We start from the raw sequence: 13083 nt of genomic DNA, 5'->3' as shown, positions 1-13083 counted from the left end.
TAAAATAAAAATGATACCATTAGGGCAAGAAAAAACAAACTTGAAAATAAAGACTTATACTTGGATAGTTAGAGCTATTTAAGTGGTAAAAATTTATCATATTTAAGCAATTCAAAAACTGTTCAGGAAAAAATCATAGACTTTTAAGAAATAGAACAAAATTTGGAGGGAAAAAGTGGAAAAGAGAGCAACAATAATAACTTATGGTTGTCAGATGAATGTAAATGAAAGTGCAAAAATGAAACAAATGTTACAAACAATGGGGTACCATATGACAGAAGATATTGAAAATACGGATTTGGTATTTTTGAATACTTGTACAGTAAGAGAAGGGGCGGCTGTTAAGGTGTATGGAAAACTTGGGGATTTGAAAAGAATAAAGGAAGAAAAAGATGGGAAAATGATTATAGGTGTTACAGGATGCCTTGCTCAGGAAGTAAGGGATGAATTTATTAAAAAGACTCCTTATGTGGACTTGGTACTTGGAAATCAGAATATAGGAAGAATTCCTGATATTTTAGAAAGAATTGAATCTGGGGAAGAAACACATATTGTTATGGTGGATGATGAGGATGAATTGCCGACAAGGGTTGATGCTGACTTTGGGGATGATATCGTAGCTTCAATTTCCATAACTTATGGATGCAATAATTATTGTACATTTTGTATAGTTCCTTATGTACGTGGAATGGAGCGTTCTGTACCGCTTAACGAAATAGTTAGTGATGTTGAACAATATACAAAAAAAGGATACAAAGAGATATTATTTTTAGGACAGAATGTAAATTCGTATGGAAGCGATTTTGCAAATGGGCAGGATAATTTTGCAGAATTATTGGAGGAAAGTGCAAATGTAGAAGGAGATTTCTGGATAAAATATGTGTCGCCACATCCAAAGGACTTTAGTGATGAAGTAATTGATACAATCGCAAGAAACCCGAAAATAGCAAGAATGCTGCATCTGCCGCTGCAATCCGGTTCTACAAAAATTTTGGATGCAATGAACAGAGGATACACAAAAGAGGAATTTATTGCACTTGCTAAAAAAATTAAGGAGAAAGTACCTGATATTGGGCTTACAACAGATATTATCGTAGGTTTTCCAGGGGAAACAGATGAAGATTTTCAAGACACGATGGATGTTGTGAATGAAGTTGGATTTGAAAATGCGTTTATGTTCATGTATTCAAAGAGAACAGGGACTCCTGCGGCTACGATGGGCAAACAAGTCGATGAGCAAATAAAAAATGAGAGACTGCAGCAGCTTATGAGATTACAGAATATGAAGGCAAAAGAAGAAAGCCAGAAATATCTTGGAAAAATTGTTAAAGTGCTTGTGGAAGGACCGAGCAGAAAAAATCCTGAAATGTTGACAGGAAGAAGTTCTACGCATAAAATAGTTTTATTTAAGAGCGATAGAAAGGATTTGAAAGGGAAATTTGTGAATACAAGAATTTATGATGCAAAAACATGGACATTATATGGAGAGTTGGTGGAGGAGTAAATGAAGAAAAAAGAGACAGAGAGAGAAGTCGAGATGGGAAAAAATCAGCAAGAGCAGATTGAACCTGTAAAAAAGAAAAGAGGACGTCCGAAAGCGTCGGAAACAAAGGAGATTTCAGAACTTAGCGAAAATTTAGAAGAGAAAAAACAAATTGAAAAAGAAGAAGAAACAGAGAAAAAAAATAGTTCAGAAAATTTGAATCTTGAAGAGGAAATGATAAAGGATATTCTTTCACAAAATGTGACTAAGTTAAAGAAAATGGCAAAAGAATATAAAATTGAAAATTTTTCAGGAATGTCAAAACTTGAACTTATAAATGCTATTTTGATTAAAAAAGGAGAAGAAAGAGGAAAAACTTATGGATTTGGGAAGCTGGATGTAATTGGAGACGGAAATTATGGATTTTTGAGAAATACTTCAATTGGTCCTGATGTTTATGTTTCAATGTCACAAATAAAAAGATTTTTCCTAAGAAATGAAGATATTGTATTTGGAGAATTAAGAATACCAATTGGTACAGAGAAGAATTATGGAATTTTAAAAGTATTGCTAGTAAATGGAGATTTGCCTGAAAAATCACTCGAACGTCCATATTTTGACGATTTAGTGCCCTCATATCCAGATGAGAAGTTAAATTTGGGAAGCGGAGAAATTTCTTCAAGAATTATTGACTTAATTTCACCAATTGGAAAGGGTCAGAGAGGGCTTATAGTTGCACCGCCAAAAGCTGGGAAAACTGTACTCCTTTCTACAATTGCAAATGATATTATAAAATATAATCCAGAAATTGATGTGTGGATTTTACTAATTGATGAAAGGCCGGAAGAAGTTACAGATATTAAGGAAAATGTGAAGGAGGCGGAAGTGTATGCCGCAACTTTTGATGAAGATCCAAGAGTACATACAGAAGTTACAGAAAATGTGCTTCGAATGGCAAAAAGGCAAGTGGAACGTGGAAAGGACATTTTAATTTTAATGGACAGTTTAACAAGATTGGCACGTTCGTATAACATAACAATCCCATCAAGTGGAAAATTGATTTCAGGAGGAATTGATCCGAATGCCCTTTATTATCCAAAAAGATTTTTAGGTGCCGCAAGAAATATAAAAAATGGTGGAAGCCTTACGATTATTGCAACTGCACTTGTTGAAACTGGAAGCAGAATGGATGAAGTAATTTTTGAAGAATTTAAAGGGACAGGAAATATGGAAATTATTTTAAGCCGAACACTTGAACAGTTAAGAATATTTCCAGCAATTGATGCATTAAAGAGTGGCACAAGACGTGAAGAATTATTAATTCCAAGAGAAAATCTGGAAAAAATCTGGAAGTTGCGAAGAGAACTAAGTGAAATGTCAGAAGTTGAAGGGATGAGAAACTTAATTGAACTAATAAAGAAATACAAGAATAATGATGAATTGTTAGAAGATTTATATAAAACAAAAAAAGGAAAATAAAAATAAATTATTAAGGAGATAAAGATGTTTGGAAATGTAAAAAATGAAGCAGGATTGCTATTCAACAAGGGAAATTTTAAATTGGTAAAGAAAATTTTGAAAAAAGATGAAGAAATTGCTAAGCACAACCATGAAGATGAGGAAATTATTTTCACAGTTTTGAAAGGGAAAATGGAAATGTTTTTGAATGAAACTGAAAAACATGTTTTAGTACCAGGCGATATTTTACATTTTGACGGAATAAACTTTATTAATGGAAGTGCTTTGGAAGATTCTGAAGTTAGTGTAACATTAATAAAAAAATAATAAACTTACAATAAGGGTATGTCTAATATACCCTTATTTCAATTAAAAATATGGATAAAATAAAACAAAAAATGAGATTTATAAAGAAAATTGAAGAAAAATTGAAAATATTTGAAAAAAAGAGTTGACATTTATTTTCGTTTATGATATTATATTTCTTGTCTGAGAGTATTTGAGAAATAAAAATTATTCTTTAGAACGGTGTATAGCGCAGCTCGGTAGCGCACCTGCCTTGGGAGCAGGGGGTCGTAGGTTCAAATCCTACTACACCGACCATTTTATAAATTTTGCGGGAGTAGCTCAGTTGGTAGAGCGTCAGCCTTCCAAGCTGAATGTCGCGAGTTCGACCCTCGTCTCCCGCTCCATTTTATTTATAAGAGTAAATTTTTTATAGATATATGGTGACCGTAGTTCAGTTGGTAGAGCGCCAGTTTGTGGCACTGGTTGTCGCGGGTTCAAGTCCCGTCGGTCACCCCATTAATTATGAGCCATTAGCTCAGTCGGTAGAGCACTTGACTTTTAATCAAGGTGTCACTGGTTCGATCCCAGTATGGCTCACCATTTAAAAATTAAATAGTAAATTTGCGAGAGTGGCGAAATTGGTATACGCACTAGACTTAGGATCTAGCGTCTTCGACATGTGGGTTCGAGTCCCACCTTTCGCACCATTTGAAACTTAAAATTACCGATACATATAAGAGCAGAAATTGCTCTTTTTTTTATAATTAAATCATAAAATATAAATTCAAAAATAATATAAGTTTTTAAAGAAAGAAAAAAGAGGAAAAAATGGGAAAAAGAAATTTAAAAATGATTTATCAGTATGATGGAAGTAAATTTTGCGGATTTCAAAGACAAAAAAATATGAAAACTGTACAAGGCGAAATTGAGAGAGCTATTTTTAAAACTTTTAATCAAAAAATAAATATGATTTCATCAGGAAGAACTGATAAAGGAGTTCATGCTATGGAGCAGGTTTCTAATTTTGTTATTGATGAAAATATCCCGATAGAAGCGATAAAAAGACAAATTAATAAATGTCTAAAGGGAGAAGTTAAGGTCTTGGAAGTTGAGGAAGTTGAAAAAGATTTTAATGCACGATTTGATGCAAAAAATAGGACTTATCTCTATATTATGAGGAATGAGGAAGATATTACGCCGTTTGAAGCAAATTATATGACTGGATTGAAGACAAGTGTAAATGTGGAAAAATTTCAGGAAATAATGAATGATTTTGTTGGAAAATATGATTTTAGTAGCTTTATGAAAAAGGACAAGGCTTATAGGAACCCTGTGAGAGAAATTGTCTATATAAAATGCTATTATGATGCAAAAAATGGTAAAAAGCAGTTAAATGTCGAGATTTGTGGAAATGGATTTTTGAAAACGATGGTTAGAATTATGATTGGTTCAGCACTTGCGGTTTATTTTGGGAATGTAGAAGAAGATTATATAAAAAAAAGGTTAGAGAATCCTAATGCTGATGATAAGAAAATTTTGGCAGCTTCGGAAGGATTATATCTGTATAAAGTAAATTATTGATAAATTAAAAAATAAGAAATATATATTTTAAAATAATGTTTGTTTTTGCAAATTGATAAGTATAGTAAAACTACTTTAAAACAGGTCTCAGAGGCTATGATAATTTACTCAAACCTTGAGTTTGCATAATTTTTTATAGTTTATTTTTAAATAAGTTCGAGTATAATTTGATAAAATTGTAAAATTGGCTAAAAAAATAAAATAGAAAGGAAAATTTTTATGGAAAGAAATTACAAAATAAAAATATTAGATACGAAAAAGGATTCAGATTTATTATTTAGAATTGTGGAGCATGAAAATGAGGTTTTTGGAGAGGCGACTGTCGGAAATTGGAACATTAAACCGTTTAGCAAATATGGGAAAGTTTTTGCGATGCTTAGTAATGATGAGAATGAGGAACTGATGTCGGTTATTGAAGTTTTGAGCAGCTTTGATAGAGAAGTGGCTTATGTATATGGAGTTTCCACTGTTCCAAAATTTGAAAGAAACGGATATGCAAGAATTTTGCTTGAGTATGTAATGAAAAATTTAAAGGAAATTGGTATAAAAAAAATAGAGCTTACTGTTGATATGGATAATTTTACAGCGAAAAAAATTTATGAAAATTTAGGATTTAAAATAGTGGGAAATTTGGATAATGAATATGGAGATAATATTGAGCGATATTTAATGAGATATTTGGTGAAGTAATTGTAAAATATAAAATAAATTCTAAGAAATTTTTTTAAAGAATTTGAATATACTAATAATTAGTTTAAAAAATATTTGTATATTAAAATCTTATGTATATTTAATTATTTGTTAATAATAAATACAACATAATCAAATATACTTAGGGTATAATTTAGGATAACATAGTTTTCGTTTATCGAAAATTTTGATAAAAATTTGTGATTTAAGTGTCTGGAAATTCAACCATAAAATGAAATATTAAACATCTCAATTTTGCATTTTGGAAAACTTATAAAGGAGTGATTAATTATGAAAAAACTAATATTAGGAATATTTTTATTATTTGGTGTACTTGGCTTTTCAAGATATGTAGAACGTTGCAGAATAGTATCGGGTAATACTTGTGTGAGTCTTGAATCTGGAAAAAGATTTAATTTTAGAGGATACCCATTCTCAGGACTTGGAATTGGGGATGTTTATAGAGTGTACTTTGAAGGAAGTGGATACAGAAATTTATACTTCACAGGATCATCTTACCTTTATTAAATAAGTTCTATAATTTAATTGTATAAAAATTGAATAATTTTTAATTATTTTTCCAGACATGAAAATTAAATTATTATGATAAATTGAGATGTTTAAAAAATAAAAAAACGAATAAAATGTTGGAAAAGAGGAAATGATAATGAAACTGTTATTTAAATTGGCTATTTTGCTAAGTAGTCTAACAGGATTAATGAGTGCGGCTGAAAAAGTGTGTATTGATCCAGGGCATCAAGCTAAAGGGAATATGCAAACAGAAGAAATAGCACCAGGCTCAAGCAAAAGAAAACCGAAAGTAGCTTATGGAACAAAAGGTGTTTCTAGTAAAAAAACCGAGTATCAATTAACATTAGAAGTGGGATTAAAATTAAGAGATGCTTTGAAGGCTAAAGGATATTCAGTATTTATGGTAAGAGAGACAAATAATGTAAATATAAGTAATAAGGAAAGAGCCTTGATGACAAATAAGGCAGGTTGCTCAGTATACTTGAGATTGCACGCAGATGCAGGGGGAAGCAGTGCTAGAGGTGCAACTGTGCTTACATCATCAGCTAAAAATCCACATACAAGAAGTGTACAAAAGTCAAGCGATAGATTTTCAAGAGCTATTTTGTCAGAATATACAAAAGCAACTGGATTTAAAAGTCGAGGAGTTGCCTATAGAGATGATTTAACAGGAACAAATTGGTCAACAGTTACAAATACATTACTAGAAATGGGATTTATGACAAATCCTGAAGAAGATAGAAAAATGGCTTCTCCAGATTTTCAAAATGTAATGGTAAAAGGAATTGTGAATGGAATTGATAAATATTTCAGAGAAAGATAGAATAAAAAAATTCTAAATTTCATAAGACAAAAAAATTAAAGTTAATAATATGTAGATATAAGGACTGTTTTAGTGATTAGGCTAAAATAGTCTTTTTTTTGAGAAAAATAATTAGAAAATATAAGATTTGATTTTAGATTTAAGGTATTTTTATTCTAAAACATACTTAAAGTTATTATAAAATGTGATTTTATTTAGAATTTTGTTTTAAAATATATGAAAAAGTGTAAAAAAAATATTAATTTTCTTTTTAAATTAATTTTTATTTAATTTTATCGAAACCAAAATCAAACGGGGGGGGTATAATATAAAAGGCTTAGTTTTTTATGTAAAAACATTTGAGAAATATTTGTATTTTTTATTGTTTGGTAGAAATTAAGAGTAAAATTAAGTTTAATAAATATTTTATTTTGATAGTTTTATGATGTTTATAAAGGAATAATTAATTATGAAAAAAACTAATATTAGGAATGTTATTATTAACAGGAATTTTGTTGTTTTCAGAAAGGAGGATAGTGATAAAATCTGGAAGTTACTGTACAGGATATTTGGGAGAAACTGGATATGATAATGGTTCTCAAGCAACGGAAGGTGGATACTTTGGGAATATTATATGTTTAAAAAATGTGTAATTAACGGAAAAACATATTATGGAACAGATTCACAAGACGGTAGCTCACGAGCCGCTCTAAGAGTATATTTTAATGACTTTTCACAAAGAAGTTATATAACAGGCTTAATGGAAGATAATAGAAGAGTTAATTTAAAAGGTGGAGTTACAGCAGTTGACAAAGGGGAAGGAAACTGAGGGATAAATGTTAATAAAATTGAAATAAAATAAAACGAAATATATCATTAAGTAAAGAAGGTATTAATATTGAAAAATAAAGTAATAATTTTAATAATCATGATTTTATGCTGCATGAATTTATTGTCAGAATGGACTGATTTTCAAGATGGAATATCATATTTTATTGAAAATGAAAGTGAAAGTGATATAGATGATGAAATTAAAGATTTGTTGTGCTATCAAAATAAAATTATTATGGACGATGATTATGTCTACATTTGTAAAAATGGTAAAATAAGTCGATATGAATCAGAAAGTCATGATGAGGATGATCCTTGGCAATTAGATGAAGTGGATGGAGTTAGTTTGTTTGATACAGATAATCCAAGATTAATTTGGATAAATGGAAATTTATTTTAAAGATTGTGAAAAAACAGAAAGGAAAATAATTATGAATAAAAAGACGACTTTAATTATTGTATGTACTGCAATATTTACATTTTTTCTAGGAGGGGCGTTTTTAATATATAGTTCGTATATTAAAACACAGGAATTACAGGCAAAAGTTAAATTAGAACAGGAAAAGACAAAACAGGAAATGATAAAAAATCAGAATGAACAGCAGCAAATGGCACAAGTAACAACTTCACAAGAAACATCTACATCAGTAGTTGCTAAGAAAAGTAGAAATTATGAGGCTGAATTGATGAGTAGAATGAGTTCAGTTCAAGATACAGGATTCGATGGTTCTGATAGTCAAATGTATTATCAAGCTGAAGCGGCGTATCAAGCATGGGATAAAGAATTGAATAAAGTTTATAAACTTCTTATGTCAGAGTTGCCAGACAGTCAAAAAACAAAATTACGAAATGAGGAAAGAGCTTGGTTAAAAGGAATGGTTAATAAAACAAAAAAAATAATATATGAAGAATGTGGAGAAGAAGGAGAAAATGGATGTGGAAGTATAGTTCAGTTAAGAAAAATTGGAACAAAAACGGATATGGTAAAAGCTCGAACAATAGAACTTGCTAGAATGTATGATGAATTACATGGTAATTAAAATATAAATAAAATGTGAAGGATATACGTATAAATGAAAAAATTGATTTTAATGTTAGTTGTCTTTATTTCAACACTAAATACGATAAGTTATGGTGCTACAAAAAAGAAAGTGGCAAGTAATAGTAATACACCACAAAAAGTGGCAGAAAATTTTGTTAATGGCTATTCTATTAGAATTAGAAATGGTAATAGTGATAATTAGATTTTAAAAAATGAAAATATCACTGAAGATTTTAGAGATATTTATAGAGAATTAGTCGAATATAATAATAATGCTGATTGGAGTGAAGGAATCCCAGAGAATTATTTAGGAGTACCTATGGATGCAGACTGGATATTAACTGGACAAGATCCAGATACAAGTGGTGGATACAAAGCAATATATTACGATGAAGATACAGGATATGTGTTGTTAAGATCTCGAAATGTTCACAATACTTATGTAAAAATAGTAAATATAAATGGTAATTGGTATGTAGATGGAGCAGGTTATGTCAATACTTATGATTTTCCAGATGAATATAAATAAAAGATTATATAATTAAAATTAAAAAAGGTTGTTTTTTTGACAGCCTTATTTTTTTTTGATAATAATTTAAAAATATAAATTTGATAGACCCCAGCATTCATAATACTTATCTCAATATTATAAAAATTTTCTGAAAAAATGAAAAAATTTTTAAAAAAAGTGTTGACAAATTTAAAAAAATGTAATATTATATATCTATAGTTAGCAACCTAACTTAGAGAGTGCTAACAACAAAAAGGAAGGTGCCAAGATGAATGATAGGGAGCAATTGATTTTAAAGGCTATTATCAAGCATTATCTAGAATTTGGTGAAAGTGTAGGATCACGGACGCTGGAGAAAAAGTATAACATTGGAGTGTCGTCAGCGACTATCCGAAATACAATGGCAGATTTGGAAGATAAGGGCCTAATTGTAAAAACACATACATCTTCTGGACGTATTCCGACAAGTGAAGGATATAAGCTGTATGTCGATGAGCTTTTGAAAATTAGAGATATTTCTCAGGAGGAAAAGGCGAAGGTCATGCAGGCGTACAATAAGAGGATGAATCAAATTGATACGATATTTGAAGAAACATCTAGATTATTGTCAAAAATTAGTCAATATGCCGGGGTTGTATTAGAGCCGGCGTTTACGCAGGAAGGTGTAAAAAAGGTAAAACTGGTACATATTAATGAAACGACAGTACTTGCTGTAGTTATAATGAATTCTTCCCTTACAAAAAATTTAAATATCTTTCTGGAAAATCCTGTAACTGAAAATGAAGTGGAAGCAATAAATAGTTTTTTAAATGAAAAAATTGCGAACAGTGAGTATTTTACATTATCTGACTTAAAAGATTTTTTCACGAATACAAATTTATTTATGCAAAGCGATTTTCAGGATAATATGATTTCCGATGAAGGAAAATTATTTTTTGAAGGTGGAACGAATCTTATTGAAAACAACGCATCTGATGTAATGAACCTTATAAATCGGGTAAAACTGTTTAATAATCCGAATGATTTACGGAATGTGTTTGCACAGTTTTTACAGATGGAGGAATTTAAAGATAGAGAAGTGAATGTAATTTTCGGAGAAGATTTGAATATTGCAGGACTTGAGGATTTCTCATTTGTGTTTTCGGTTTATACGCTTAATAATGCGAAGGGGATTATCGGTGTGATTGGACCAAAACGAATGGAATATTCAAAGACGGTTGGACTCGTTGAATATGTAGCAGAAGAAGTGAATCAGTTATTAAATCAAAAAAATAAATAATAAGAAGGAGAGTGGGTTTTTTAAATGGCGGAAAAAGATTTGGAAAAGAAAAATTTGGAAGGTGAAGCTGTACAGAATGAGGCGGTTGAAGAGCAAAATGAAAATGTAGAAAATCAAGAAGCTGAAAAAAGTGCAGAAGAAACTTCTGATAATTGTGATGATAAGGTAAAGAAATTAGAAGCTGAACTTGAAGAATGGAAAAATTCATATACAAGAAAGTTGGCTGAATTTCAAAACTTCACAAAAAGAAAAGAAAACGAAGTTGCTGAAATGAGAAAATACGCTTCTGAAGGAATTATCGTAAAATTGCTTGACAATATAGATAATCTGGAAAGAGCGGTTGACGCCTCGAAGGAAAGTCAAAACTTTGATTCATTAATCGAAGGAGTTAATATGATTTTGAATAATCTAAAAAATCTGTTGACAGAAGAAGGTGTGGAAGAAATTGAAGCGGCTGGAAAAGAGTACGATCCTTACGAACATAAAGCAATGATTACTGAAAATAAAGAGGAACTGGATGATAACGTAGTTGTACAAGTTTTCCAAAAAGGGTACAAAATGAAAGGGAAAGTTGTAAGACCTGCGATGGTTACTGTAAATAAGAAACAATAAAAATTGAAATAAAAAATAAATTAAATTTATAAAAAATTGATAATAAAGGAGAATGATAGATATGAGTAAAATAATAGGAATAGATTTAGGGACAACAAACAGCTGTGTGGCAGTTATGGAAGGTGGAAACTTTGCTATAATACCAAATAGTGATGGAGGAAGAACTACTCCGTCAGTAGTAAACATTAAAGATAATGGAGAAATTATTGTAGGGGAAATTGCAAAAAGACAGGCTATTACAAATCCTGATTCAACTGTAATTTCAATTAAAACTCACATGGGAAGTGACTATAAAGTTGATATTAACGGAAAAAGCTATACACCACAAGAAATTTCAGCAATGATTCTTAAAAAATTGAAAAAAGATGCTGAGGCTTACTTAGGTGAAGAAGTAACAGAAGCTGTAATTACAGTACCTGCATACTTTACAGATGCGCAAAGACAAGCAACAAAAGATGCTGGGGAAATAGCAGGACTTAAAGTTCAAAGAATTATAAATGAGCCAACAGCGGCTGCGTTATCTTATGGAATGGATAAGAAAAAAGAAGAAAAAGTATTAGTATTTGACTTGGGTGGAGGTACATTTGACGTATCTGTGCTTGAAATTGGAGATGGAGTTGTGGAAGTTATTTCAACTTCTGGAAATAACCACTTAGGTGGAGATAATTTTGACCAAAAAATTATTGACTGGTTAGCTGACGAATTTAAAAAAGAAACTGGAATTGACTTGAGAAATGATAAAATGGCAATTCAAAGATTGAAAGATGCGGCAGAAGATGCTAAGAAAAAATTATCAACTACACTAGAAACACAAATTTCATTACCATTTATCACAATGGACGCAACAGGGCCTAAACATTTGGAGAAAAAATTGACTCGTGCAGCATTTGATGAATTGACAAAAGACTTGGTTGAAGCAACTAAAGGACCAGTAAAACAAGCATTGGAAGATGCTGATTTAAGCCCTAGCGATATTGATGAAGTATTATTGGTTGGAGGTTCTACAAGAATTCCAGCGGTTCAAGAATGGGTAAAATCTTTCTTAGGAAAAGAACCTAACAAATCAATCAACCCTGATGAAGTAGTTGCGGCAGGAGCGGCAATTCAAGGTGGAGTATTGATGGGAGACGTTAAAGATGTATTATTATTAGATGTAACTCCATTATCATTAGGAATTGAAACAATGGGAGGGGTATTTACTAAAATTATCGAAAGAAATACTACAGTTCCTGTTAAAAAATCACAAGTATTCTCAACAGCGGCAGATAATCAGCCAGCAGTATCAATAGTTGTATTGCAAGGGGAAAGAGCAAGAGCGGCTGACAACCATAAATTAGGAGAATTTAACTTAAACGATATTCCACCTGCACCAAGAGGAGTACCTCAAATCGAAGTAACATTTGACATTGATGCAAACGGAATTGTACACGTTTCTGCAAAAGACTTGGGAACTGGAAAAGAAAACACAGTAACAATTTCTGGAAGTTCTAACTTATCTAAAGATGACATCGAAAAAATGAAAAAAGATGCCGAAGCACACGAAGCTGAAGATAAGAAATTCCAAGAATTAGTAGAAGCAAGAAATCAAGCTGACCAATTAGTAATCGCAACAGAAAAAACTATAAAAGAAAATGAAGATAAACTTCAAGGAACTGAAAAAGAAGACATCGAAAAAGCAATCGAAGAATTGAAAAAAGTAAAAGATGGCGACGATGTAGAAGCAATCAGAAAATCAATTGAAGAATTATCAAAAGTTTCTCAAGGTTTCGCAACAAGAATGTACCAAGAAGCAGCTCAAGCACAACAAGCGGCACAAGGCGGAGAAACAGCTGGAGAAAGTAACAATTCTGGTGCTAATGATGTGGAAGATGCAGAAGTTGTGGATTAATTAAGAAATAGAAATTTAAAGTGAAAAATAGGATTGAGAAGGGGAATTAGTTCTCCTTCTTTTATAAAAAATAATTGATTTTTTCAT

The 13083-nt window shown here is 31.0% G+C and carries 15 protein-coding genes and 5 tRNA genes; all 20 read left to right on the top strand.

What is annotated here, in order from left to right; genetic code table 11:
• Positions 1 to 214 precede the first annotated feature (214 nt).
• Positions 215 to 1504, top strand: coding sequence for a tRNA (N6-isopentenyl adenosine(37)-C2)-methylthiotransferase MiaB (gene miaB / locus QU666_RS10435; protein WP_051285857.1), 1290 nt, complete (start codon positions 215 to 217; stop codon positions 1502 to 1504).
• 213 nt (positions 1505 to 1717) lie between these two features.
• Positions 1718 to 2962, top strand: coding sequence for a transcription termination factor Rho (rho, locus tag QU666_RS10430; protein WP_036071652.1), 1245 nt, complete (start codon positions 1718 to 1720; stop codon positions 2960 to 2962).
• Positions 2963 to 2986: 24 nt separating this feature from the next.
• On the top strand, positions 2987 to 3268 hold the full coding sequence (locus QU666_RS10425) for a cupin domain-containing protein (RefSeq protein WP_021769942.1): 282 nt from the start codon (positions 2987 to 2989) through the stop codon (positions 3266 to 3268).
• A 199-nt stretch (positions 3269 to 3467) separates the two neighbouring features.
• Positions 3468 to 3544, top strand: a tRNA-Pro gene (locus QU666_RS10420).
• Between the two features lie 13 nt (positions 3545 to 3557).
• A tRNA-Gly gene (locus QU666_RS10415) sits at positions 3558 to 3633 on the top strand.
• 36 nt (positions 3634 to 3669) lie between these two features.
• A tRNA-His gene (locus QU666_RS10410) sits at positions 3670 to 3745 on the top strand.
• Between the two features lie 8 nt (positions 3746 to 3753).
• Positions 3754 to 3829, top strand: a tRNA-Lys gene (locus QU666_RS10405).
• A 23-nt stretch (positions 3830 to 3852) separates the two neighbouring features.
• Positions 3853 to 3936: transfer RNA gene (locus QU666_RS10400), tRNA-Leu, on the top strand.
• A 121-nt stretch (positions 3937 to 4057) separates the two neighbouring features.
• Positions 4058 to 4810, top strand: a complete 753-nt coding sequence (gene truA, locus QU666_RS10395) for a tRNA pseudouridine(38-40) synthase TruA (protein ID WP_021769899.1) — start codon at positions 4058 to 4060, stop codon at positions 4808 to 4810.
• Positions 4811 to 5029: 219 nt separating this feature from the next.
• Positions 5030 to 5500: an N-acetyltransferase gene (locus QU666_RS10390; protein WP_021769898.1), complete on the top strand. Its 471-nt coding sequence runs from the start codon at positions 5030 to 5032 to the stop codon at positions 5498 to 5500.
• Between the two features lie 291 nt (positions 5501 to 5791).
• A complete protein-coding gene (locus tag QU666_RS10385) occupies positions 5792 to 6028 on the top strand; it encodes a hypothetical protein (protein WP_021769897.1) in 237 nt (78 codons plus the stop codon).
• A 139-nt stretch (positions 6029 to 6167) separates the two neighbouring features.
• Positions 6168 to 6854 (top strand): N-acetylmuramoyl-L-alanine amidase, encoded by a 687-nt coding sequence (locus QU666_RS10380; protein WP_036071586.1) that lies wholly within the window; start codon positions 6168 to 6170, stop codon positions 6852 to 6854.
• A gap of 613 nt (positions 6855 to 7467) precedes the next feature.
• Positions 7468 to 7662 (top strand): hypothetical protein, encoded by a 195-nt coding sequence (locus QU666_RS10375; RefSeq protein ID WP_021769894.1) that lies wholly within the window; start codon positions 7468 to 7470, stop codon positions 7660 to 7662.
• Positions 7663 to 7731: 69 nt separating this feature from the next.
• On the top strand, positions 7732 to 8064 hold the full coding sequence (locus QU666_RS10370) for a hypothetical protein (protein ID WP_036071583.1): 333 nt from the start codon (positions 7732 to 7734) through the stop codon (positions 8062 to 8064).
• Positions 8065 to 8095: 31 nt separating this feature from the next.
• Positions 8096 to 8704 carry a lysozyme inhibitor LprI family protein gene (locus QU666_RS10365; RefSeq protein WP_036071596.1) on the top strand — a complete coding sequence of 203 codons (609 nt, stop codon included), beginning with the start codon at positions 8096 to 8098 and terminating at the stop codon, positions 8702 to 8704.
• 42 nt (positions 8705 to 8746) lie between these two features.
• The gene (locus tag QU666_RS10360) at positions 8747 to 8908 is read left to right on the top strand and encodes a hypothetical protein (RefSeq protein ID WP_232218467.1); all 162 of its coding nucleotides are present in this window, start codon (positions 8747 to 8749) and stop codon (positions 8906 to 8908) included.
• Between the two features lie 117 nt (positions 8909 to 9025).
• Positions 9026 to 9235, top strand: a complete 210-nt coding sequence (locus QU666_RS10355) for a hypothetical protein (protein ID WP_021769890.1) — start codon at positions 9026 to 9028, stop codon at positions 9233 to 9235.
• Positions 9236 to 9485: 250 nt separating this feature from the next.
• Positions 9486 to 10496, top strand: coding sequence for a heat-inducible transcriptional repressor HrcA (gene hrcA, locus QU666_RS10350; RefSeq protein ID WP_006805786.1), 1011 nt, complete (start codon positions 9486 to 9488; stop codon positions 10494 to 10496).
• Positions 10497 to 10520: 24 nt separating this feature from the next.
• The gene (gene grpE / locus QU666_RS10345) at positions 10521 to 11108 is read left to right on the top strand and encodes a nucleotide exchange factor GrpE (RefSeq protein ID WP_021769889.1); all 588 of its coding nucleotides are present in this window, start codon (positions 10521 to 10523) and stop codon (positions 11106 to 11108) included.
• Positions 11109 to 11169: 61 nt separating this feature from the next.
• Complete coding sequence (gene dnaK, locus QU666_RS10340) at positions 11170 to 12996, top strand: molecular chaperone DnaK (RefSeq protein ID WP_036071580.1); 1827 nt, start codon at positions 11170 to 11172, stop codon at positions 12994 to 12996.
• Positions 12997 to 13083: the final 87 nt, after the last annotated feature.

Origin of the sequence: Leptotrichia sp. HMT-225 (assembly GCF_030644325.1) — a bacterium.
GTDB lineage: Bacteria > Fusobacteriota > Fusobacteriia > Fusobacteriales > Leptotrichiaceae > Leptotrichia > Leptotrichia massiliensis.
The sequence above is the reverse complement of the archived record's forward strand: the minus strand, read 5'-3'. Positions and strand labels throughout refer to the sequence as shown.

Coding starts and splice junctions, on each gene's coding strand:
- QU666_RS10385 (WP_021769897.1), top strand. CDS start 5,792: ATGAAAAAACTAATATTAGGAATATTTTTATTATTTGGTGTACTTGGC.
- QU666_RS10425 (WP_021769942.1), top strand. CDS start 2,987: ATGTTTGGAAATGTAAAAAATGAAGCAGGATTGCTATTCAACAAGGGA.
- QU666_RS10355 (WP_021769890.1), top strand. CDS start 9,026: ATGGATGCAGACTGGATATTAACTGGACAAGATCCAGATACAAGTGGT.
- QU666_RS10390 (WP_021769898.1), top strand. CDS start 5,030: ATGGAAAGAAATTACAAAATAAAAATATTAGATACGAAAAAGGATTCA.
- truA (WP_021769899.1), top strand. CDS start 4,058: ATGGGAAAAAGAAATTTAAAAATGATTTATCAGTATGATGGAAGTAAA.
- dnaK (WP_036071580.1), top strand. CDS start 11,170: ATGAGTAAAATAATAGGAATAGATTTAGGGACAACAAACAGCTGTGTG.
- hrcA (WP_006805786.1), top strand. CDS start 9,486: ATGAATGATAGGGAGCAATTGATTTTAAAGGCTATTATCAAGCATTAT.
- QU666_RS10365 (WP_036071596.1), top strand. CDS start 8,096: ATGAATAAAAAGACGACTTTAATTATTGTATGTACTGCAATATTTACA.
- QU666_RS10375 (WP_021769894.1), top strand. CDS start 7,468: ATGTTTAAAAAATGTGTAATTAACGGAAAAACATATTATGGAACAGAT.
- QU666_RS10380 (WP_036071586.1), top strand. CDS start 6,168: ATGAAACTGTTATTTAAATTGGCTATTTTGCTAAGTAGTCTAACAGGA.
- grpE (WP_021769889.1), top strand. CDS start 10,521: ATGGCGGAAAAAGATTTGGAAAAGAAAAATTTGGAAGGTGAAGCTGTA.
- rho (WP_036071652.1), top strand. CDS start 1,718: ATGATAAAGGATATTCTTTCACAAAATGTGACTAAGTTAAAGAAAATG.
- miaB (WP_051285857.1), top strand. CDS start 215: ATGAATGTAAATGAAAGTGCAAAAATGAAACAAATGTTACAAACAATG.